Origin of the sequence: Rhodococcus sp. H36-A4, from assembly GCF_027158005.1 — a bacterium.
Classification (GTDB): domain Bacteria; phylum Actinomycetota; class Actinomycetes; order Mycobacteriales; family Mycobacteriaceae; genus Rhodococcoides.
The window spans coordinates 404,587-425,361 of the sequence record NZ_JAPVLQ010000001.1 but is presented as its reverse complement, the minus strand read 5'-3'; the positions used below and the strand labels follow the sequence as shown (position 1 = coordinate 425,361).

Annotated in this window: 19 protein-coding genes and 4 tRNA genes; 10 read left to right on the top strand and 13 right to left on the bottom strand. The window is 61.5% G+C overall.

Annotation, left to right across the window (positions count from 1 at the left end; all coding sequences use genetic code 11):
• Position 1 precedes the first annotated feature (1 nt).
• Together pstA and pstB are read left to right on the top strand one after the other, a co-directional pair.
• Entirely contained in the window at positions 2-910 is a 909-nt protein-coding gene (gene pstA, locus O1W68_RS02000) for a phosphate ABC transporter permease PstA (RefSeq protein ID WP_269301212.1), read from the top strand.
• Positions 911-960: 50 nt separating this feature from the next.
• Positions 961-1,737, top strand: coding sequence for a phosphate ABC transporter ATP-binding protein PstB (gene pstB / locus O1W68_RS01995; RefSeq protein ID WP_269301211.1), 777 nt, complete (start codon positions 961-963; stop codon positions 1,735-1,737).
• Positions 1,738-1,813: 76 nt separating this feature from the next.
• Here pstB and phoU read toward each other — a convergent pair whose 3' ends face one another.
• From phoU to O1W68_RS01965, 6 genes are all read right to left on the bottom strand, one after another.
• On the bottom strand, positions 1,814-2,488 hold the full coding sequence (phoU, locus tag O1W68_RS01990; RefSeq protein WP_269301210.1) for a phosphate signaling complex protein PhoU: 675 nt from the start codon (positions 2,486-2,488) through the stop codon (positions 1,814-1,816).
• Between the two features lie 70 nt (positions 2,489-2,558).
• Complete coding sequence (locus O1W68_RS01985; RefSeq protein WP_269301209.1) at positions 2,559-4,547, bottom strand: LCP family protein; 1,989 nt, start codon at positions 4,545-4,547, stop codon at positions 2,559-2,561.
• Between the two features lie 114 nt (positions 4,548-4,661).
• Positions 4,662-5,801, bottom strand: a complete 1,140-nt coding sequence (gene dusB, locus O1W68_RS01980; RefSeq protein ID WP_269301208.1) for a tRNA dihydrouridine synthase DusB — start codon at positions 5,799-5,801, stop codon at positions 4,662-4,664.
• Positions 5,802-5,884: 83 nt separating this feature from the next.
• Positions 5,885-6,841, bottom strand: a complete 957-nt coding sequence (locus tag O1W68_RS01975) for an acyl-ACP desaturase (protein WP_269301207.1) — start codon at positions 6,839-6,841, stop codon at positions 5,885-5,887.
• A gap of 284 nt (positions 6,842-7,125) precedes the next feature.
• Positions 7,126-7,198 (bottom strand) — tRNA-Lys (locus O1W68_RS01970).
• Between the two features lie 65 nt (positions 7,199-7,263).
• Positions 7,264-8,538, bottom strand: coding sequence for a lipase family protein (locus O1W68_RS01965; protein WP_269301206.1), 1,275 nt, complete (start codon positions 8,536-8,538; stop codon positions 7,264-7,266).
• Positions 8,539-9,064: 526 nt separating this feature from the next.
• On the opposite strand from O1W68_RS01965, the gene O1W68_RS01960 reads away from it, so the two are divergent.
• From O1W68_RS01960 to O1W68_RS01930, 7 genes are all read left to right on the top strand, one after another.
• Positions 9,065-9,274, top strand: coding sequence for a hypothetical protein (locus tag O1W68_RS01960; RefSeq protein ID WP_269301205.1), 210 nt, complete (start codon positions 9,065-9,067; stop codon positions 9,272-9,274).
• A gap of 316 nt (positions 9,275-9,590) precedes the next feature.
• Positions 9,591-10,259, top strand: coding sequence for a TetR/AcrR family transcriptional regulator (locus O1W68_RS01955; protein ID WP_269301204.1), 669 nt, complete (start codon positions 9,591-9,593; stop codon positions 10,257-10,259).
• A gap of 127 nt (positions 10,260-10,386) precedes the next feature.
• Positions 10,387-10,459: transfer RNA gene (locus O1W68_RS01950), tRNA-Glu, on the top strand.
• A gap of 116 nt (positions 10,460-10,575) precedes the next feature.
• Positions 10,576-10,649, top strand: a tRNA-Asp gene (locus O1W68_RS01945).
• Positions 10,650-10,727: 78 nt separating this feature from the next.
• Positions 10,728-10,804, top strand: a tRNA-Phe gene (locus O1W68_RS01940).
• 302 nt (positions 10,805-11,106) lie between these two features.
• Complete coding sequence (locus O1W68_RS01935; protein ID WP_269301203.1) at positions 11,107-12,558, top strand: MFS transporter; 1,452 nt, start codon at positions 11,107-11,109, stop codon at positions 12,556-12,558.
• Between the two features lie 121 nt (positions 12,559-12,679).
• Positions 12,680-13,240: a DUF6584 family protein gene (locus O1W68_RS01930; RefSeq protein WP_269301202.1), complete on the top strand. Its 561-nt coding sequence runs from the start codon at positions 12,680-12,682 to the stop codon at positions 13,238-13,240.
• Positions 13,241-13,268: 28 nt separating this feature from the next.
• Here O1W68_RS01930 and O1W68_RS01925 read toward each other — a convergent pair whose 3' ends face one another.
• Both O1W68_RS01925 and O1W68_RS01920 read right to left on the bottom strand, forming a co-directional pair.
• The gene (locus O1W68_RS01925; protein ID WP_269301201.1) at positions 13,269-13,556 is read right to left on the bottom strand and encodes an ANTAR domain-containing protein; all 288 of its coding nucleotides are present in this window, start codon (positions 13,554-13,556) and stop codon (positions 13,269-13,271) included.
• Between the two features lie 102 nt (positions 13,557-13,658).
• Positions 13,659-14,240 (bottom strand): helix-turn-helix domain-containing protein, encoded by a 582-nt coding sequence (locus tag O1W68_RS01920; RefSeq protein WP_269301200.1) that lies wholly within the window; start codon positions 14,238-14,240, stop codon positions 13,659-13,661.
• Between the two features lie 196 nt (positions 14,241-14,436).
• Here O1W68_RS01920 and O1W68_RS01915 point away from each other — a divergent pair, with 196 nt between their 5' ends.
• A complete protein-coding gene (locus tag O1W68_RS01915) occupies positions 14,437-15,450 on the top strand; it encodes a hypothetical protein (protein ID WP_269301760.1) in 1,014 nt (337 codons plus the stop codon).
• On the opposite strand, the gene O1W68_RS01910 is transcribed toward O1W68_RS01915, so the two are convergent.
• From O1W68_RS01910 to metE, 5 genes are all read right to left on the bottom strand, one after another.
• On the bottom strand, positions 15,437-16,342 hold the full coding sequence (locus tag O1W68_RS01910) for a pseudouridine synthase (RefSeq protein WP_269301199.1): 906 nt from the start codon (positions 16,340-16,342) through the stop codon (positions 15,437-15,439). The genes O1W68_RS01915 and O1W68_RS01910 overlap by 14 nt on opposite strands.
• A gap of 81 nt (positions 16,343-16,423) precedes the next feature.
• A complete protein-coding gene (locus O1W68_RS01905) occupies positions 16,424-17,419 on the bottom strand; it encodes an NADP-dependent oxidoreductase (RefSeq protein ID WP_269301198.1) in 996 nt (331 codons plus the stop codon).
• 9 nt (positions 17,420-17,428) lie between these two features.
• Positions 17,429-17,851, bottom strand: a complete 423-nt coding sequence (locus O1W68_RS01900) for an organic hydroperoxide resistance protein (RefSeq protein WP_269301197.1) — start codon at positions 17,849-17,851, stop codon at positions 17,429-17,431.
• Between the two features lie 2 nt (positions 17,852-17,853).
• Positions 17,854-18,291: a MarR family winged helix-turn-helix transcriptional regulator gene (locus O1W68_RS01895; protein ID WP_269301196.1), complete on the bottom strand. Its 438-nt coding sequence runs from the start codon at positions 18,289-18,291 to the stop codon at positions 17,854-17,856.
• Between the two features lie 121 nt (positions 18,292-18,412).
• Complete coding sequence (metE, locus tag O1W68_RS01890; protein ID WP_269301195.1) at positions 18,413-20,668, bottom strand: 5-methyltetrahydropteroyltriglutamate--homocysteine S-methyltransferase; 2,256 nt, start codon at positions 20,666-20,668, stop codon at positions 18,413-18,415.
• Positions 20,669-20,775 lie beyond the last annotated feature (107 nt).

Genomic DNA, 20,775 nt, shown 5'->3' with positions numbered 1-20,775 from the left:
CATGACCGCAACGCTGGATCGTCCGGTCAAGGAAAAGACCTTCAAAGGCGTCAGTGCTCGACGTAAGTTCGCCAACGGATTCGCGACCGTGCTGGTCAGTCTGGCAGTACTGGTCGCGCTGGTTCCGCTCATCTGGGTGCTCTACACGGTGATCTCGCGCGGCATCAGTGCAGTGGTCGCACCAGAATGGTGGATGAACTCGCAAGCAGGCCTCACCCCGTTCATCGCTGGTGGCGGTGCCTATCACGCCATCGTCGGCACGCTGATGCAGGGATTGTTCTGCGCGTTGATCTCGATTCCGATCGGTGTCTTCGTCGCCATCTACCTCGTGGAATACGGTGTCGGAACACGCCTCGCCAAGGTGACGACCTTCATGGTCGACATCCTGACCGGAGTCCCGTCCATCGTTGCCGCGCTGTTCATCTACACACTGTGGATCGCCACATTCGGCTTCGACCGGTCCGGCATCGCCGTCGCGCTTGCCCTGGTTCTGCTGATGATTCCGGTCATCGTGCGGTCGTCGGAGGAAATGCTGCGGATCGTCCCGCAGGACCTGCGCGAGGCGTCGTACGCACTCGGTGTACCGAAATGGAAGACCATCGCGAAGATCGTCGTGCCGACGGCACTGTCCGGCATCGTCACCGGCATCATGCTCGCATTGGCCCGGGTCATGGGTGAGACTGCGCCGGTGCTGATTCTGGTCGGCTCCGCTACCGCGATCAACTTCAATTTGTTCGAGGGGCCGCAGACCTCCCTGCCGCTCATGATGGTCGACCTGCAGAAAGCAGGAACCGGCGCACTCACCAGCGAGCGCATGTGGGGAGCAGCACTGACGCTGATCCTGATCATTGCTTTGCTCAACATCGGCGCGAAATTGGTCTCCAAGTTCTTCGCACCCAAGAACTTCTGACCACTGCGCCACCCACGAATCTCCCCGCTCGAGAAACACAGGAGCCGATCATGGCAAAACGTCTCGACCTCAAAGACGTCAACATCTTCTACGGCAAGTTCCAAGCCGTCGCAGGTGTCACCCTCGCGGTTCCTCCGCGTGGCGTGACTGCCTTCATCGGGCCCTCCGGCTGCGGCAAATCCACAGTGCTGCGTTCGCTCAACCGTATGCACGAGGTCACCCCGGGTGCGCGCGTAGAAGGATCAGTGCTGCTCGACGGCGAGGACATCTACGGCTCCGGCGTGGACCCGGTCGGTGTCCGTCGCACCATCGGCATGGTCTTCCAGCGTCCCAATCCTTTCCCGACGATGTCGATCCGGGACAACGTCGTCGCAGGCCTGAAGCTGCAGGGCGGACGAAAGAAGAAGGAACTCGACGAGATCGCCGAGCGCTCTCTCAAAGGCGCGAACCTCTGGAACGAGGTCAAAGACCGCCTGGACAAGCCCGGTGGTGGTCTCTCAGGGGGCCAGCAACAGCGACTATGTATCGCCCGTGCCATTGCAGTGAAGCCCGATGTCCTCCTCATGGACGAGCCGTGCTCGGCACTGGACCCGATCTCGACGCTCGCCATCGAAGACCTCATCGGTGAGCTGAAGAAGGACTTCACTATCGTCATCGTCACGCACAACATGCAGCAGGCCGCACGCGTGAGCGATCAGACCGGCTTCTTCAACCTCGAGGCCACCGGTAAGCCAGGCAAGCTCATCGAGATCGACGACACCGAGAAGATCTTCTCCAATCCGACCCAGAAAGCCACCGAGGACTACATCTCCGGTCGCTTCGGGTAGGGAAGTACATGAAAAGAACCCCCGAACGCCGAGCGTTCGGGGGTTCTCCTTGTGCGCGTTCGATACGAGCGAAGGGTCAGCTGCTGGGCAAGTGTGTGCTGCTCAATTCGGTCGGCATCTCACCGGTCGCGAGGAAGATGACTCGGCGCCCGACCTCGACTGCGTGGTCGGCGAAGCGCTCGTAGAACCGCCCGAGAAGGGTGACGTCTACAGCCGCGGCGACGCCGTGACTCCATTCACGATCCATCAGCACGGTGAACAGGTGGCGATGGAGGTCGTCCATCGCCTCGTCCTCCTCGTGAAGCTTGGCGGCGCGTTCGGGATCGCGGGTCTCGAGAACCTCGCGCGCCGATGCTCCGAGTTGGACGGCGATTCGACCCATTTCGGCGAAGTAGCCGTTGACCTCTTCGGGGAGAGCGTTGTTGGGGTGACGACGCCGGGTGATCTTGGCGACGTGCAGGGCGAGCGCCCCCATCCGCTCGATGTCGGCGACGATCTGGATTCCCGATACGACCGAGCGGAGATCCCCAGCAACCGGAGCTTGGAGCGCGAGGAGGGTGAATGCCCTCTCCTCGGCAATGGTGCTCAGTTCGGAGATCTTGTCGTGATCGGAGATGACCTGCTCGGCGAGGAGCAAGTCTGCTTGAAGTAGTGACTGAGTTGCCTTCTCCATCGCAGAGCCGGCCAGTGTGGCCATCTGTCCGAGGGCATCGGCAAGGTCGTTCATCTGTTCTTTGTAGGCGACGCGCATACCTATGAGTTTAGTAGGTCACACCCATCTGGTCACCGTCGAGAGGGTGAACGGAGCGTGAATGCCTTGCTCAGGCGCAGGTATCGTCGGCGGCGTTCGTGAACGAGAGATCCTCGGGCAACGGCGCGCCCTCGGTCGAACCCTGAACTTGCGTAGCTTCGATCGGCTCACCGAACGCCGTCGGTGCAGTGGTGTACCCGGGATAGTCCGAGCCGAGCACGACCTCGACGATGCTGTCGAGCCCCTGCGCTTGCTCGATGACTGCACCGGGTATCGCCGACGCCACCGTTGCAGCCTCGGATTCCTGGCCCTCCGAGTAGCGGACGACAGTCTGCTTGGCTGTTCCGACGAAGTTGCCGACATCGAGAATCTGGAAACCGTAGGTGGACAGTTCGCTGGACGCAGTGGCTGCCATCCCCACCATCTCGGAAGCATTGGAGACCTGGATCGAGACGGTTGTCGGATCGACTGCCAGCAGCGGCACTGTCGGTTGAATCGACGGCTCCGCGCTGGGCGGCGGATCTTCACGTTCTTCACCGGGCAACGGCTCATCGTTGATGATGGCATCGAAGATCACGGCGATGGCGTCGTCGATCGGGATCTCGTTGCCCCAGTCGTTGGTACCCGAAGTGGGGATCGTCAGAAAGGTGACGGCTCCTGCATCGACGTTCTGCAGGGAACGGCCGAGAGTGACGAGGTCTTTGGTCTTCACGTTCTCGACGAAGGTGTCGCTGGTGAATGCACTGACGAACCCATTGAGCTTGCCTGGGTCCAGCAGGACCTTGTTCGAGAGCGCAGAGCGTAGGAGGGAGGACAGGAACCGCTGTTGACGCTTGATACGCCCGTAGTCACCGTTGCCCTCGCTTTCTATATTGCGTGCCCGTACGTAGTTCAACGCCGTGCGGCCGTCGATACGTTGCTCCCCAGCTGTTTCCAGCACGGTGCCCAGTTCATAGTCGATCAGGGGCTGCGGCGTGCATACTTCGACACCACCGACTTCGTCCACCATCGATTCGAATCCGGCGAAGTCCATACCGACGAAGTGGCTGATCTTCAAGCCGGAGATTTTCTGGATCGTCTTGACGAGGCACTTGGGTCCGCCGAGCGCATAGGTCGCGTTGAGCTTGTCGCCGTCCGCGGACGGGTACATCTCACCGGTGTACGTGTTGGTGGCGTTGTCGAAGCCCTCGCATTCAGGACGAACAACGTCCAGGTCGCGTGGGAAAGAGACCGCGACGACACGACTTCGATCAGCAGGAATGTTGACCAGCATGACGGTATCCGAGCGAGCGCCTTCGGCATCGGCCACTGTGCCGGCGCCGACCTCGCCGCTGGCACCGGTCCGAGTGTCCGTTCCGACTATCAGGTAAGTCTCGTCACCATATTGACCGGCAGCGTCCACGACGTCCGTCGAATCCAGGTCCAGAGCGGCGACCTGCGCAAAGCCTTTGTCGGTGCTACGAAGATATCCCCAGACCATTCCGGTGAGAGCAAGGGCGAGAACGGCGACGAGGGAGACGAATCCGCGGCCGATATTGCGGAGTCGCTTTTGCCGACGCACCTTGCTCATGGCCAAGCGGGTGAGAACCGGGCGATCATCGGCAGGGACGCCGACGGCCTCGGGCAGCGCGACAACCGGGGGTGGGCTCACCGGTGGCGGCGTCGAGTCCTTGATCGGGTCGATCTTTTCCGTGGGGTCTTCGACCTCGGGCCGGCTGGGCCACACGCGCACTGGCGGCGTCTCGGCGGGTGGATCGTCGTCGGCCATCTTGTCCACGAGGTCGGCGACCGATACCGAGTCGGACTTTCGAGAGGAACGATTACCCGGCCGGTTGAATTTGCCGCTGGGGGTTTCGCTGTCCGAGGACGTGGCGTTCGGCTCGGGCACTTTGCGGTCGGAGGCGGGCGGGGAGGATGCAGACGGGGAGGATGCAGGCGGATTCGGCGGCACCGGCGCACCACTGGGTGACCGAGGCTCGTGTGAGATTCGGGAGATCGGACGCTCCCAGGGAGCTCGTCCTTCGGGCGCAGGTGGGCCCGAGTCTCGATCGTCACCCACGAATGTGAACCTGGCCTTCCGCGTATCTCTCTTGCCGCCGAGTCAGGCGATTCCCGCAATGATACTGAGGAAACCTGTGGGGTCCACTCTCGATCATCGCGGTCATTACTTCGGTCAGCCGCCGGAGTTCATCAAATCTGCTCCGACCGGCACTCGATCGTCCTCGGGGTCGTCGAGCCATCCCTCGGGCAGCGACACAACGCCGGGCGAACCTTGTCTGCCACGTGGGCCTTCGGCATCTTTCGGGAATGCCACCAATGGGTCGAGTTGGCCGAGAAGATCGTCCAATTCGGTCAAGGTCTTCACCAATGCCATCGCCACGCGCAGGTCGGATCCGGCTGGGAAACCGCGCAGGTACCACGACACATGCTTGCGTAGCTCACGAAGGCCCTTGTCCTCACCATGGTGTGCAGCCAGAAGTTCGGCATGGCGACGAATGATGACTGCGACCTCGCCGAGCGTCGGGGGCGTAGGCTCCGGGTGCCCCGCGAAGCGTGCACTGAGTTCGGCGAACAACCAAGGACGTCCCAGACAACCTCGACCGACGACGACTCCGTCGCAACCGGTTTCGGCCATCATTCGAACCGCGTCCGACGCCGAGAAGATATCGCCGTTGCCGAGAATGGGGACGTCGGTGACGTGCTCCTTCAACCGAGCGATCTCACTCCAGTCGGCTGTTCCCGAGTAACGCTGCGACGCCGTACGTGCGTGCAGCGCAACGGCTGCCGCACCTTCGCCTGCCGCGATCCGGCCGGCGTCGAGATGCGTGTGATGTTGCTCGTCGATACCGACGCGGAACTTGACCGTCACCGGAATCGATGTTCCCTCTGTTGCTTTCACCGCCGCCGCTACGATGCGTCCGAACAGTTTGCGCTTGTAGGGGAGCGCGGCGCCACCGCCTTTTCGCGTCACCTTCGGGACCGGACAACCGAAGTTCAGGTCGATGTGGTCTGCGAGGTTGTCTTCGACGATCATCTTCGCCGCGGCGTAGGTCGTGTCCGGATCCACGGTGTAGAGCTGCAGTGACCGCGGGGTTTCGGTCGGACCGAAGGTAGTCATGTGCATCGTGGCGGGCTGGCGCTCGACGAGCGCACGAGCAGTGACCATCTCGCAGACATACAGACCGGAAGTACTGCCGGCGCGCGCAATCTCCTGCTCTCGGCACAATGTGCGGAACGCCACATTGGTCACACCTGCCATCGGAGCGAGAACAACGGGACTGTTCAGCTCGAGTGAGCCGATCTGCAATGTCATGGGAGAAGCCTCTTGAATCTGTGGACGGGAGAAATGCCGTGTGCCCGGCACCGATACCGGTACCGGGCACACGGAATCTCAGTTCAGGAGGCGCGAGCCTCCGCTTTGGCGGCTTCGCGTGCGAGGGAACGATCACGCATTTCTTCGAACTTGGTGGCCTGACGCTCGAGGTCTTCGAGGAACACGGCCAATTCTTCACGCTTGGCCTCCCCGACGCCGGTGAAGTCCTCACGTTCGAAGATCTGCCACTTCCGCAGGACCGGCCACACCACGTCCTCGAGGTGCTGACGCAGATCGTAGATACCGTGCTTGGCCATCAACACACCGTTGCGGCGGAAGTTCGGCATCCCGGCACCGGGCATCTGGAAGTTCATCACGATATGCGAGATCGCTTCCAACGTCTGATCCGGCGCGATGTCGAGGGCTGCAGCGGTGACGTTGCGGTAGAACATCATGTGCAGGTTCTCATCCGCCGCGATGCGCTGGAGCATCCGGTCGGCGATCGGGTCGTCGCACACCTTGCCGGTGTTGCGATGCGAGACGCGCGTGGCGAGTTCCTGGAAGGTGACGTACGAGACCGAATGCAACAGCCCGGTCTGTGCGCCCGCCGGTGAGGCGAAACCGTTGGTCATGTGAATCATCCGGGCCTGCTCGAGCGCGACCGGATCGACACCGCGGGTGACCACCAGGTAGTCGCGCATGACGATGCCGTGCCGGTTCTCCTCGGCGGTCCACCGTCCCACCCAGGTGCCCCAGGCGCCGTCCTGCGAAAAGTTTTCGGCGATCTCGCGGTGGTACGAGGGCAGATTGTCCTCGGTGAGCAGGTTGGTGATCATCGCTGCTCGCGCTACCTCGGAGAGGTTGCTTTGCTCCGGGTCGTAATCCACCCCACCGAGTGCGGCGAAGTTGCGGCCTTCGTCCCACGGCACGTAATCGTGCGGGTGCCACTCCTTCGCCATCGACATGTGGCGGTTCACGTTGTCTTCCGCAACAGGAACCAGCTCGTGTAGCAGCTCCAGCTGTGTCAGATCCCTCGCCATTACATTGCCTCCATACATTGCCGATATCCGGACCTAGCCTACGGCACCGTAACTTCGCTGTGAACGCTCCCGAGTTGCGTGGCGCACAGTAGTCGGCCGGGAACCAAGGCGTAGTTGCCCCCGTAGCAGTTCAATTCCCCATTGACAGTTCGTTCCCCGTAGCCGAACTGTTACCAAGTGTACGACGATGTATTTCGGATGTTGCCCGGGCCGTCGGTGGAGATTGAGGGCGTCCGAGCCGAACACGCGGTGGACGGCATCCGCCACCGCGTGGACCTCCTCGGTGCCCCCAGTAGGACTCGAACCTACGACCTGCGGATTAAAAGTCCGTAGCTCTACCAACTGAGCTATAGGGGCGCGGATCGAAAGTGTAATGGGTGTTCCCAGTCGGCAGGCAGGTACCCCCAAAGAGTGTCGAGCAGCTATTTGCCGAAGCTGCTGCAACCTTCGGGCGCGGGGATTCCGGCGAGCCGCTCGTCGATCCACGCGTGGGAACCAGGCAAGCCCGACACTGCGACTGTCATGTGCTCACCGAGGTATTCCTCCAACCGGACGTCGGATCCGTGGGCGCACCATTCGTCGTACAAGGTCTCGGCGCCTTCTCGGGGGATCCAAAATTCCTGCTGTCCTTGGTAGATGAAGACTGGGGCCGACGGTGCGAGGTCGCCGCCCATCCGCGTCTGAGCAATGATCTCCTCCGCGATCGGAGTGCGATCCACGTTCGGTATGTCCGAGAGTGCTTGGACGGGTATCGGTGCCACCAGCCCGCCAGGGGCGAGTAGATAGACACACATGTCCTTCGCGATCTGCGCGAGCCGAAGTCCGTTCGCGTTCATGAGTTGGAACATTTCCGGGTACTCGCGGGCGACGCCGAGTGCTGCGGAGAGAAACAATGTCGATGCTGCATTGGTTCCGTTCATGGATCCAAGCAGAATGCGGTAGTCGATCGGCGCACCGCCGAACGCGGTACCGACGATGTTCACCTCCGGGGCGTAGGACGGTGCGAGTTGCGCGGCCCAACCGGATGCGATTGCGCCTCCGGAATAACCGGTCACGGCGATCGGAGATTTCTTGTCGAGCCCCAACTGCGGTAGAGCGACCATTGCTCGCAGTGCATCCAGTACTGCGTGTCCGGCCATCCGTCCGGCGGCATACGCCTGCCGGGGGCCTTGGTGGTCGGTGACCACCACTGCATAGCTTTTGGCCAGAAAGAGCTGCACTGCAACAATTTCCGGTGCAATACCGCGCGGGAGTGTCCACGACGGTGCGCACGTGTTGCCCAGTGAATCTATTGCCATGTTGTAGGCGACGACAGGTCGACTGCCTTTTCCGGTCCATGGTGCGGTGGGCACGATCACGGTGGTGGCAGCTGCGACGGGGCGGTCCTTGGAATCGGTGGATCGAAACAGGATCTGGGTGGAGGTCACCGGTGTGATCAGTGGGCCGACGTTTACCTGCCGGGTGCCGAGGATGGCTCCAGGGCTCGAATTCTCGTATCCGGCAGGCGCGTCGAACCATGGGTCCGAGAGCGATGTGGCCGTGGCAGACGCGGGATCCTGCTTCGGCGTGATGAAGTCCGTCACGGGATCGGCGCTGACCGACCACGGATGGGTAGCGATCAGTGCGGTAATGAAAACTATTCCTGCCCAGCGATATAAGAGCTCTTTGACAACCATGCTGTCACCCGAATTCGTCATCCACGACCGGCCTTGTGTGTCCTTGATCACACTATGTCCAAATTTGACGTCGCGAGTTGTCAGCGACCGGTCGAGTTCGAATCGTTATCCGATTCTTCCGAGACCTGGACTGGGGCAATCGGATAACCATCGAAATGGGTGCGCCGCCCAGGAGGCGTCGAGGAAAACCGGGGTTGGGAAGTTGTCACCGAAACACATTGAATCAAGGCGTTTCTCGTGGTTCGACCTCTTGGCACCGTTGTGGATTGACTGGAGGAGTATGTGTAGTCGATCGAGGATGTCTTTGATCGACGCGAGGATGCCGGCTCGCGATATTCAGTTGCGCAACTTCGTAGTTCGGCTTTGGGTCGCCGCAGTATCCAAGGTGGTTCTGCCGGTGGCCGAGGTATGAAAAGGCTTGCTCATGCCGAACCGGCATCGAGTCGATGACGAAGTCGCAGTACTTGTAGGACCAATCGCTTCGGCTGACGGAGGGGGCGGGGGCCTTCGTGATGCGATCGAGGTCATTTTGTCGACAGGTCCTGCAATGCAGGGTAATTCGTTGAACAAGGCTATGGAGAAGCTCACGGCGTTGGCGGCGATCAAGGCCATGCATGCCAGGGTGAGGGGATACTTCGGTCGGAACACACCGTTCCCTGGTTACGACCGCGCTCTCGGCGTCTGGCTGAGTACTGTGCTGCTGAGCGAACTGGCGACAGGATTGCGGTGGAGTTTCAAACGTCGCGATTGGCTCTGATGGCCGTCGGCAAGTCGGCCGACCGGTTCGGGGCCTTACAGTGGGGTATTATTTGTAAAGTATGCGCTTCTCGGGGAGAGTCCACCCTGCCCTGCGTGAGCTAGTGGCTCGAGTGCGCACCCCCTGCAGCGCACTCGAGCCGGGTGAAGCGTACCACTCGGATTGTTTGTTTCTCGTCGTCGATTTGTCTGTTTTCTGGGTTTCTCAGGTATTTCTGGGGCTATGAACAGCTTTGTCGAGGACATGGTGACGTACGCTCGGTCAGCGGTATGGACTGCTGATATGCAGAGCGCTTTTTTCGGAGGCACGAAAAGTAATGGCACAACAAGAGCGCGCACGCAGGACCAGAGCGGCGATCGTCGAGGCTGCGGCGACGGAGTTCGCCCGACGTGGATACGCGGCTGCGTCCGTCAATGCGATTTTGGAGGGCTCCAACGCCACCAAGGGTGCGATGTACTTCCACTTCCAATCAAAGGAAGATCTGGCCCGGGCAGTGCTCGTAGCTGCGCTGGAGAGGTACACCGCTATCACCGAGAAGTGGCAGGGCTCGACGCTGCATCCCTTCGAAATCATTCGCGGCATCATCGACGACATCGCGCTCGGATTTCAGACCGACGTCATAGTTCGAGCCGAGTTTCGGCTGATCGTCGAACCGGAGTTCTACAGCGAGGTCAAATCCGGGAGTGGCCGAGCATGGGGCCTGGCCGGACACGAATTGGCACGTAAGGCCCAGGAGATGGGCGACATGAAGCGGGAGTTCGGCCCGGACATATTCACCAGGGTGCTGAGCGCGTCACTGGCGGGTCAGCGGTTCATGGCCGACCTCGTGTCGGACAGCACCGAACTGCGTGCGCTGTTCCAGGAATCCCTCGAAGTGCTCCTCTATGCGATGGCAACACCTCAGTGGTTGGACGCCTGGCAACGTGTCGGATGGCCACCGCTGGAGCCGGCGGCCTCAAAAAGCGCCTCTGACCTGCCGGTTTGAGTTTTTCGGAAGAAGTGCCCTAAGCTATCCAAGCTCCCAACGGAATGCCGTTGAGGGTAACGTCAGAGCAGTTCGAGATTGTGGAAGCTCGTAGTTCGAGTAGCTACAAGTTCGAGCAGTTCGGCGGGCCCCCTTCGTCTAGCGGCCTAGGACGCCGCCCTTTCAAGGCGGTAGCGCGGGTTCGAATCCCGTAGGGGGTACGTTCGATCGCCGGAATTGACAATCCGGTGTGCAGTACAGCAGTCTCTTGCAGGCTGGTGCGGTTCGAAGCGGGTTGATCACCTGCTAAAGTTTGCGCCAGTTGAGTTCGACGCAAGGCCCTGTAGCGCAGTTGGTTAGCGCGCCGCCCTGTCACGGCGGAGGTCGCGGGTTCGAGTCCCGTCAGGGTCGCAAGTTCGGTGTAGACACCGAATTAATAAATCAGTACGAAGTTCAGCTCAGTACATGGCATTGTCACCGGTGCCGCCCGGCCAGGTAGCTCAGTTGGTACGAGCGTCCGCCTGAAAAGCGGAAGGTCGCCGGTTCGATCCCGGCCCTGGCCACCACAGTCTCAGTATCAAGCCTCATTCGGTTCATCCGAGTGGGGCTTTTTTTGTTCTCTCGAGCGGCGAGCGAGATCGGAAACCCGGCGCCGAAACCTCCGGACTTTCACCCAGTGAGAATTCATCCCCATTGTGCTGTCGGCCACTGCTACTTTTTGGCTCTACCGAGCGGGAATGTGCCGCCTCCTGAGGAGTCAAGGACCAAAAATGCTGCACGACAAGTCAACTCGATTCGAGTTCGAGGATCGAAGCCGCCCGTGCGCGATGACCACCCCTGTCTCGCGACCAGCACTTGGGGGACGTCGATGACGACGAGTCCAGGTTCAGTGGCTCCAGAGACGATGGCGCCGCAGGCTGCCCGCTACACGAGAAAGCGTTCGGCTGCGGTGATCATCCTCGTTCTCAGTTTGGTCGAGGTCATCAGCGCGTTCGAAACCTCGATGGTGTTCGCTGCAATCCCGACCATCATCAGCGACTTCAACAGTGACGCTGCGACGGTCGGTTGGGCAGTGACCGCATTCCTCCTGGTTGCCGCTGCCTCTGCCGCGGTGTGCGGACGTCTCGGTGACATGTACGGGCGTGAGCGGGTTTTGATCATCGTCCTGGCTATCGCCACGTTCGGCTCGTTGTTCAGCGCCATCGGCGACAGCGTGGGCGCGATCATCGGCGGCCGCGCCATCCAAGGCGTTGCAGGTGCGATTCTTCCGCTGTGCATCGGACTGGCACGTGCGCATCTGCCCAACGTGAAGGTTCCGGTTGCGATCGCGGTCATCTCGGGTACCGCCGTGGCTGCCGGCGCTGGATCGGCCTTCATCGCCGGCATGATGATCGACTACGCGAGCTGGCACATGATTTTCATCGTCGCGGCTGTATATGCGACGTGCATGTTGCTGCTCGTGGCGTTCGTGCTTCCGTGGCTTCCCCCCGTCGGGACCACCCAAAAGCTCGACTGGATCGGCACCATCGCATTCGCACCCGCCATCGCGGGAATCCTGCTGGCCATCACCAAGGGCAGTTCATGGGGTTGGACCGATGGAAAGACCCTCGGCCTGCTTGTCGGCGGTGTGGTCGTTCTCGCGCTGTGGGTTCTGTGGGAGCTTCGCGTGACCGACCCGATTGCGAACGTGCGTCTGCTTACCGATCGCAAACTCGCGTTGACGATGCTCGCGACGCTGACCCTCGCGGTGGGTCCCTTCGGAATCAGCAACTTGATCGTCCCCATCGTCCTGCAGTCGCCGTCCAGTGGCTCTTTCGGTCTCGGCATGTCACCCAGCGCGGCTGGGGCTCTGACACTTGCGGGCGCGTTGCTGGGCTTCTCTTTCACTCCGTTGAGCGGGCGTCTCTCACGAACGGTGGGTTCTCGCGTTTCGCTGCTCATCGGCGGACTCATGTATGCGGTGTCGGCGGTGCTGCTCTACGCGTTCAACGACGCCAAGCTCGGGATGTTCGCAATGGTCGTCACCGTGTCCATCGCGACATCGTTCGCCTACACTGCGCTCCCGAACCTCGTCGTCGAGTCTGTTCCGGTCGAAAACACCAGCGAAGCAACCGGTTTGAATGCAGTTGTTCGAACTGCCGGGCAGGGGATCGGCGCATCTATCGCGACGGTAATCCTGGCATCGTCCGCCATAGCGGGGAGTATCGCACCCACTGTCAGTGGATTGAACCTGGTCGTTGTGGTGATCCTCATCGGCACCGCGGCTACCATCGCACTCGCACTGATGCTGCGGCCAGGCACGGTCTACGCCGAGGCCTGAGTGTCAGCGAAGCCTCGACAGCGATAAGACCACGGCACCCCAGCGGACGAATGTTGGGGTGCCGTGGTCGTCGAGCACGTCTGTAATGTGCCCGCCGGCTCGAACTCGCTAGGCTTGGCCCGTGGATGTGATCGAGGAAGCCCAGCGCGATCTTGCGCGTGGGGACAATGCACACGCTCGGGACCGACTGTATGCGGCACTTCGTACGACGCCAGCGTCCCAGCCGATTCTGGAACTACTCGCCTACACCCATCTGCTGATGGGCGAACGTGCAGCAGCGGGCGCCGCCTGGTTCCTGACCTCGAAAGCAGACGGCGATCCCACCGCATCAGCTGCGTTCGCAGCATTGGAAGCGCGCTATCGGTCGCCGATCTCGTTGGCACGAGGCCTACCGATAAACGCACCTTCCGAGTACTACCCGGCCCCGGCACAGGCTCGACTCGAACGATTGTCCTCGGCTATCCGTGCGAACGGCCAACAGTGGGTTCCACCTCGCGACACGGTCTACTTCGACGAGGTGGGCGTCGATTCCGACGACTTTCTCGACGACGACCTTCCCGGTTCGAACGGTGCCTACGGCGACCGAAGTCGTCCGATTCGGCAGCGCGTGGTGGCATCGTTGATCATCTTGGCAATTGCTGCGACGTCGGCTTCGGTGATTCTGGCCATCGTGTTCGGCTGACCGCTTCTTCACGCGTTCGCAGCAGTTGCTAGCTTCCGATCAGTTGTTCCTGGGTGGCGAGTGCAGTTCCCCATCGGGCCAGGGCGACCCGACGTGTTTCCGGTTCACCGCCGTCCCTGCCTTCGGCGATGGTGATCACTGTGCGGGACAGTTCGAACAGGCTGACGCGATTGTCTCGGGCGGTCGCGAAAAGATCCTCTACTGCCCGCGCGACACTCCCACCGCGAACGCCGACGAGGACACCCGTCGCGATGTCTACATCGGTGCGTGAAGCTGGTCCCCGAGACGTCATTGTGTCGGGACTTCTATCGATCATGAGCGGTTCCTTATTGGTTTGGTTCGGTTCTGCTGCCCATTGCGCAGACGCGCCCACTCTCCCACACCCAGTCGACGGGTACACAAGGACAAGCTCCAAGTCTCACGAAGGTGATGCTCGAACGTGGATGCGTTCGCCCTGGGGGCCGAAGAGACTCAGTATCTCCACTGGTCGATCGTCGACCGCACCGAACCAATGTGGCACGCGTGTATCGAATTCCGCGGCCTCGCCCGGCTTCATGACGATGTCGTGTTCACCGAGTACCAATCTCAATCTGCCGTTGAGAACGTAGAGCCATTCGTAACCTTCGTGAACGCGAGGATCAGGGTCGGTGCAAGCGGGATCGACGACGAGCTTGTATGCCTGCATCCCACCCGGTCGTCGGGTAAGGGGGTGGATCGTCACGTGCTCGCGTCGAATCGGAGCCGAGCGGACCCGCGGATCCTCGACGGGTGGCGCGCTGACGAGTTCGTCCAAGGGGATCTGGTGCGCCCGGGCGATCGGGAGGAGTAGCTCCAGGCTCGGTTTTCGGTCGCCGGATTCGAGTCGGGAGAGTGTGCTGAGCGAGATTCCGGTCGTCTCGGCGAGTGCGGCGAGCGTGGTGCCACGCTCGCCGCGTAGTCGCTTCAGACGTGGACCCACAGCTGCGATGATGTCGTCGAAGTCCGCTTCAAGGCTGGCCATGCACCTATTGCAGTTTCAGCAAACGGATTTGTCAAACGGTGATGCGCAGGGTGAGTCGATCGCCGAAGTAGTGATCGAGCGTCCTCTCGACCTACATACTGTGAATGTGACCACCGACGTTACGTCGCAGCAAGCACCTCTACGCCGCTCGCGTGTCGTGCGAGATGCATACGGTTCGACGGCGGCCGAGGCTTTCATGATCATCGCCATCGCGACGATTCTGCTCACTCGCCTGTATCTGGAATTGACCGACTACCCACAGGTCGGCGGTAAAACCCTTCACATCGCACACGCGCTGTACGGCGGCGCCCTGATGATGTTCGCCCTGTTGATCGGGTGGATGTTCATCGGGTTCGCGGTCCGCGCACTTGCCGTCCTGCTCGGCGGTATCGGATTCGGCCTGTTCCTCGACGAGGTCGGCAAATTCGTCACGAAGGACAACGACTACTTTTACGGCCCGTCTTCGGAAATCATGTATGTGCTCGTAGTCGTCGTCCTCGTGGGTAATCGAATCGTGCGCGACATTCGACGTCCGTCGCATCAGGAGACGTTGGCCAACGCGGCACTGATAGCCGCGCATGGCATCGCACACGGATTGCCGGACCACCGGCGCGCGTGGGCTCTGCGGATGGTCGACCGGGCCGAGGCGGAGGGCGAGGATGCCGCGACCATTGCCGGGCTCCGACTCCTTCTCGAGAACTGCAGGACCGGATCGGCACGCCTGTACGACGCCCAGCAGTTCGCGCCTCGCTTGATCCCGAAGTTCTTCAAGAGCCCTCGATGGGTGTCCGTTTTTGCGTGGGGCATGACCCTCGTGTCGTTCCTGGGCGTGGTCTTCGGGATCGTCGAGTTGGTTCTCGGGAATCTCCATCTCGATACTCGCGACATGAATATCGAGGTCGAGGGTATGGGGGTAGCGAGCGGAATTCTGTTCGTGTCCTCCGTGCTGACCTTTGCGCTCGCACTGCCGTCGGCGATTCGGCTTCGTCGAGGAAAATTGTGGCCACTGCACATGCTTCGCATCGCGGCCTTGATCTTCACGCTGTTGAACGCGTTGGTCGATTTTGCTCAGGAGGGATTCAGTGCGCTGGCCAGCGTCGCGATCGGATTGATGGCGCTGGCTGTGTTTTCACATCGAATCAACGTTCGGACGGCGGAGATTGCCGAGGAGAATGCCGCACACGGCGATGTTCTGTCTATGCCCCGCTAGGGAGTTCGAGTGTGCGAGTACTGACGAAAGTTCGAATCGTCTGGGTGAACGGATCTCGGAACTCGATCGATCGAGCCAGCAGCTGCAGTGGATGCGAATAGTCGTCACCGGCGACGTCGTAGAAGTCGGGGTAGAAGTTGTCACCCAGAATCGGCACCCCCAACGAGTTCATGTGAAGGCGCAGTTGATGTGTGCGTCCGGTGGTGGGTCGTAGAGTGTAGAGACCGTGACTCAGGTTGTGGTCGGTGAGCTCGACATGCGTTTCGGCATTCGGTTCGCCAGGTACTTCTTCGGCGCGAAGTACGCCGCGTACCTTGATCATTCGGCTACGCAGCGTGAGTGGAAGCTCGAGCTCCGGATCCAATCGTGCCACGGCGTGATAGACCTTCGTCACGGCCCGCTGTGCGAACAATTCCTGATAGGCACGGCGAACTTCGGGGCGGACGGTGAAGATCAGCACTCCCGCGGTCAGGCGGTCGAGGCGATGGGCGGGGCTCAGGTCGGGCAGACCCAGCTCTCGGCGCATCAGCACGAGCGCGGACCTGGCGATGTACGCCCCACGGGGCATCGTCGCCAGAAAGTGCGGCTTGTCGATGACCAACAGGTCTCGGTCGTGGTGGAGGATGTCGATCGGGAACGGCACGACGGGTTCGAGCGGTGGATCGCGATAGAGATAGATATCGCTGCGCGGAACGAGCGGTGAGCTCGGGTCGAGGGGCATCCCTGCCGCATCCACCACTTCCCGTGCCGCGACTTTTTCTCGCAGACGTCTCTCATCGTGTGGGAAACGATCGACGAGATAGTCCACGACGGTGGGGAAGGTCTCGGTATCCGGCATTCGAATCCGGGTAGGACCGAGGCCGTCACGCAGGGGAAGCGGTGCGCGTGCCATGGAACAACTCTAACGTCGGATCTGTCGGTGCAACACGAGCGCTGTAACGAAGACGCGACGGCAGAGCTGTCCTCTGGCGTTCTAGATGGAGACGATCATCTTTCCGGTGTTCTCACCGCGGAGCAGACCGATGAATGCCTGCGGCGCGTTGTCGATACCCTCGACAACGGTCTCGTCCCACTCGATGACGTTGTCGGCAAGCCATGTCGCCATCTTCCCGCTGAACTCACCGGCGAGATGCTGGTAGGAGCCGGCGATGAAGCCCTTCAACATGAGTTCCTTGCCGATGGCCAGAGCCAAGTTTCGAGGCGCAGGAGTGGCTTCGGTCGAATTGTACTGAGAGATTGCTCCGCACAGTGCAATTCGGCCGTTCTTGTTCATCGACGCGATGGCAGCTTCGAGGTGGTCGCCGCCGACGTTGTCGAAGTACACATCGATTCCGTCCGGAGCGGCCTCGGCGAGCTGCTTCGTCACCGAACCGTCGTGATAATCGAACGCAGCATCGAAGCCCAGCTCGAGTAGCCGAGCAACCTTGGCCTTGGAACCTGCGCTACCGATTACGCGAGACGCTCCGAGTGCCTTGGCGATCTGGCCGACCAGTGAACCGACGGCGCCCGCTGCACCCGAGACGAACACCACGTCGCCGGGCTTGAACTGTGCCACCGCGGTGAGACCGACATAGGCGGTGAGCCCGGTCAGGCCGAGAGCCCCGAGGTAGGCAGAAGGGGACCCCTTGTCGAGGTCGACTTTCATGGCCGATCTGCCGTCGAGGACAGCGGTGTCCCGCCATCCCTTCCCGTGCAGCACGGCGTCGCCGACTGCGAAAGCGTCACTGCGGGTATCGACTACCTCGCCCACGGCGCCGCCGTCGAGCGGTGCATCGACCTGGAACGGCGGAACGTACGACTTGACGTCGTTCATCCGGCCGCGCATGTAGGGATCGACGGACATGACGATATTGCGGACGAGTACCTGACCATCCTGAAGTTCGGGAAGGTCGATCTCGACGGTGCGGAAGTTCTCCGGCGTCGGCTCACCGTGTGGACGTGAAGCGAGATGAATTTCCTTGGCGCGCAAGGGATACTCCTAGTCTTCGGTGACCGTGACGGTCACATCGATGTTGCCGCGGGTCGCGTTGGAATACGGGCAGACCTGGTGGGCTTTGTCAGCAAGTGCCTGGGCCTCGTCGTGGGGGAGATTCGGTAGCGTCACCTCGAGCGTGACCTCGAGCTGGAATCCGCCGGCGTCGTTGGGGCCGATGCCGACCTGGGCACCGACAGCTGAGTCCGTCACATCTGCCTTGTTCGCACGGGCGACCATTTGCAGGGCGGAGTGGAAGCAGGCTGCGTAACCTGCAGCGAACAGTTGCTCCGGATTGGTGCCCTGGCCGTTGCCACCCATGGCCTCGGGGATCGCGAGTTCGAGGTCGAGACGACCGTCCGAGCTGCGGGCGCGGCCGTTGCGGCCTTCTCCGGTTGCCAATGCTTCGGCGGTGTAAATGGTAGCCACAGTCATCCCTTTTCTTGGTGGAGTGCGTCGGCCAGTGCGGCCAAGACGTTCTTGAGGTTGGTGAGTTCGTCGACGCTCATGCCGGTCTGCGAGGCGAGTTGCATCGGTATGCCGGCTGCCTCGCTGCGTAGCGCGCTGCCCGCTTCGGTCAGGTGAATCTCGACTCTTCGCTCATCGGACGTGAGGCGCCTACGTTCGATGAAGCCGAGGCCTTCGAGCCGTTTGAGCAGCGGGGACAACGTCCCGGTGTCGAGATCGAGGGCGGTGCAAATGTCACGGACGCCGCGCCCGTCCTTTTCCCACAGCACCAGGAGTACCAGGTACTGCGGGTAGGTGATCCCGAGTTTGTCGAGGATCGGACGGTAGGCGGCAGTGGTGGCTCGCGATGCCGAGTACAACGCAAAGCACACCTGGCGATCGAGTGCGAGTTCGTTGGTCACGTGCACAAAGGTAGCGCACGTTTAAGTTGTTCGCAACCTATATGGACCGACTGCACACTATCTCGCCGTTTCGACGGGATTCCGCCGGTCGGGCCAGACAGTGTGCAGTCAGGGGTCGAAACTAGCGAGCCAGAGCAGCGGCCTCTACGAGGTTGCGCAGTGAGGCTTCGACCTCGGCGTTACCTCTGGTCTTCAGCCCACAATCCGGATTGACCCACAAACGACCAGCAGGAACGGCCTTCAATGCCGCCTGCAAGGAAGCGGTGATCTCCTCGACGCTCGGAACCCGCGGTGAATGGATGTCGTACACACCTGGACCTACACCGAGATCGAATCCGACGTCATTGAGATCGTCGAGGACTTCCATGTGGGAGCGAGCGGCCTCGATCGACGTCACATCGGCATCGAGTGCGACGATCGCATCGATCACCTCGCCGAACTCCGAGTAGCACAGGTGAGTATGGATCTGCGTGGAATCCGCTACCCCTGACGTCGACAGCTTGAATGCACGCACAGCCCACTCCAGGTACGCCTTCTTGTCCTCTGTGCGCAAGGGGAGCAGTTCGCGTAGTGCAGGTTCGTCTACCTGGACGATCGCGATTCCTGCCGTCTGCAGGTCGACGGTCTCGTCGCGGATGGCCAGTGCGACCTGATCCGCGGTGTCGGCCAGCGGTTGATCATCGCGAACGAACGACCACGCGAGGATCGTCACAGGTCCGGTCAGCATGCCCTTGACCGGCTTGTCCGTCAGTGATTGAGCAAAGGCGATCCAGTCGACGGTCATCGCACCCGCCCGGCTCACATCACCGAACAGGATGGGCGGACGCACGCAACGTGAACCGTAGGACTGAACCCAGCCATTGGCCGTGGCCGCGAAGCCGTGTAGCTGCTCCGCGAAGTACTGCACCATGTCGTTGCGCTCCGGCTCGCCGTGCACGAGAACGTCGAGGCCCAACTTCTCCTGCAGTGCAATGACATCGGCGATCTCGGCTTGCATGCGACGCACGTACTCGGCGTCGTCGATCTCGCCCTTGCGCAATTCGGCCCTGGCGAGACGGATCTGGGTTGTCTGCGGGTACGAACCGATCGTCGTCGTCGGGAGCGATGGGAGGTCGAGTCGAGCCGCTTGGGCCACCCGACGCTCTGCGGCGGGACTGCGATCGACTGCCACACCACCCTGGAGTCGGGTGCGAACTGCGCTGTTGTGCACTCGGGGGTCGGTGCGACGTGATTCCGCCGCGACCCGTGCAGAGGCGAGTTCGGTTGCAACGCCATCGGTTCCCTCGCGAAGTGCACGTGCGAGCACGGTCACCTCCTCGACTTTTTCTGCGCCGAACGCCAGCCACGACCGCAGTGGATCCACGATCCTCGTCTCGGCTTCGAGCGTGTACGGAACATGAAGTAGCGAGCAGGAACTCGACACGGCGAGCGCGCCAGCGCTGCCCAACAGGCTCGCCAGCGTGGCAAGGGCCTGGTCCAGATCGGTCCGCCAGACATTGCGACCGTCGACGATGCCTGCCACCAGAAGCTTGCTCGCCAGAGCGGGCACCGCAGCGACCTGCTCGACGGTTCCCGGGCCCGTGAGATCGACCGACAACCCCTCGATGCCGGTCGAGGCCAGTATTGGCAATGCGTCACCGAGGTACCCGAAGTACGACGCCACCATTATTGCCGGCCTTCTCTCGACGGCGCTGAGGTAGTCGTAGGCGCGTCCGGCGGCGGCGAGTTCGGCTTCGGTTCGATCCGCGACCAGAGCAGGCTCGTCGATCTGGACCCATTCGGCACCCGCGTCGGACAGCTGTGTCAACAGATCCGCGTACAGCGGGAGGATTTCGTCGAGGCGGTCCAGCAGCCGAGCGTCACCGCCGACCGATTTCGAGAGCAGCAGAAATGTGACTGGACCGACGATCACCGGGCGGGCCGGAATGTTCAGTGCGCGAGACTCGTTCAGCTCGCCGAGAATCTTCTCCGGGTGGAGAGCGAACGTTGTGCTCGGTGCAATCTCGGGTACGAGGTAGTGATAATTGGTGTCGAACCACTTGGTCATTTCCAAGGGCTGCACGGTGTCGTTGCCACGCGCGGCGGCGAAATACCGATCGAGATCGTCCTCGATGGCGCTTACCCGTTCGGGCAGCGCTCCGAGGAGGACTGCGGTGTCGAGCACCTGGTCGTAATAAGAGAAGGTGTTGATCGGCACGGAGTCGAGCCCAGCGGACTTCAGCGAAAGCCAGTCGTCCTCGCGTAACTGCTTGGCGACAGCGCCGAGTGCGGCGGCATCGATCTTTCCGGCCCAGTAGGACTCGACAGCCTTCTTCAGTTCGCGCTTCGGGCCGATTCGGGGTGAACCGAGAACTGTCGCAGTGAATTCGAATGTCACTTCGTGTGTCTCCAGATACATGGCGTGATGGGTGGAACACCACCGTGCGCGCGAGTACGCCTGAGCCCAAGACGAGACTTCAGGTCTACTCGCCCACTCCACGGGGC

Bases quoted from the DNA above. Each gene is read 5' to 3' on its own strand.
- O1W68_RS01935 (WP_269301203.1), top strand. From the start codon at position 11,107: ATGACGACGAGTCCAGGTTCAGTGGCTCCAGAGACGATGGCGCCGCAG.
- pstB (WP_269301211.1), top strand. From the start codon at position 961: ATGGCAAAACGTCTCGACCTCAAAGACGTCAACATCTTCTACGGCAAG.
- O1W68_RS01920 (WP_269301200.1), bottom strand. From the start codon at position 14,240: ATGGCCAGCCTTGAAGCGGACTTCGACGACATCATCGCAGCTGTGGGT.
- O1W68_RS01965 (WP_269301206.1), bottom strand. From the start codon at position 8,538: ATGACGAATTCGGGTGACAGCATGGTTGTCAAAGAGCTCTTATATCGC.
- O1W68_RS01925 (WP_269301201.1), bottom strand. From the start codon at position 13,556: ATGATCGATAGAAGTCCCGACACAATGACGTCTCGGGGACCAGCTTCA.
- O1W68_RS01975 (WP_269301207.1), bottom strand. From the start codon at position 6,841: ATGGCGAGGGATCTGACACAGCTGGAGCTGCTACACGAGCTGGTTCCT.
- O1W68_RS01915 (WP_269301760.1), top strand. From the start codon at position 14,437: ATGATCATCGCCATCGCGACGATTCTGCTCACTCGCCTGTATCTGGAA.
- O1W68_RS01955 (WP_269301204.1), top strand. From the start codon at position 9,591: ATGGCACAACAAGAGCGCGCACGCAGGACCAGAGCGGCGATCGTCGAG.
- pstA (WP_269301212.1), top strand. From the start codon at position 2: ATGACCGCAACGCTGGATCGTCCGGTCAAGGAAAAGACCTTCAAAGGC.
- O1W68_RS01910 (WP_269301199.1), bottom strand. From the start codon at position 16,342: ATGGCACGCGCACCGCTTCCCCTGCGTGACGGCCTCGGTCCTACCCGG.
- phoU (WP_269301210.1), bottom strand. From the start codon at position 2,488: ATGCGCGTCGCCTACAAAGAACAGATGAACGACCTTGCCGATGCCCTC.
- dusB (WP_269301208.1), bottom strand. From the start codon at position 5,801: ATGACATTGCAGATCGGCTCACTCGAGCTGAACAGTCCCGTTGTTCTC.
- O1W68_RS01960 (WP_269301205.1), top strand. From the start codon at position 9,065: ATGCAGGGTAATTCGTTGAACAAGGCTATGGAGAAGCTCACGGCGTTG.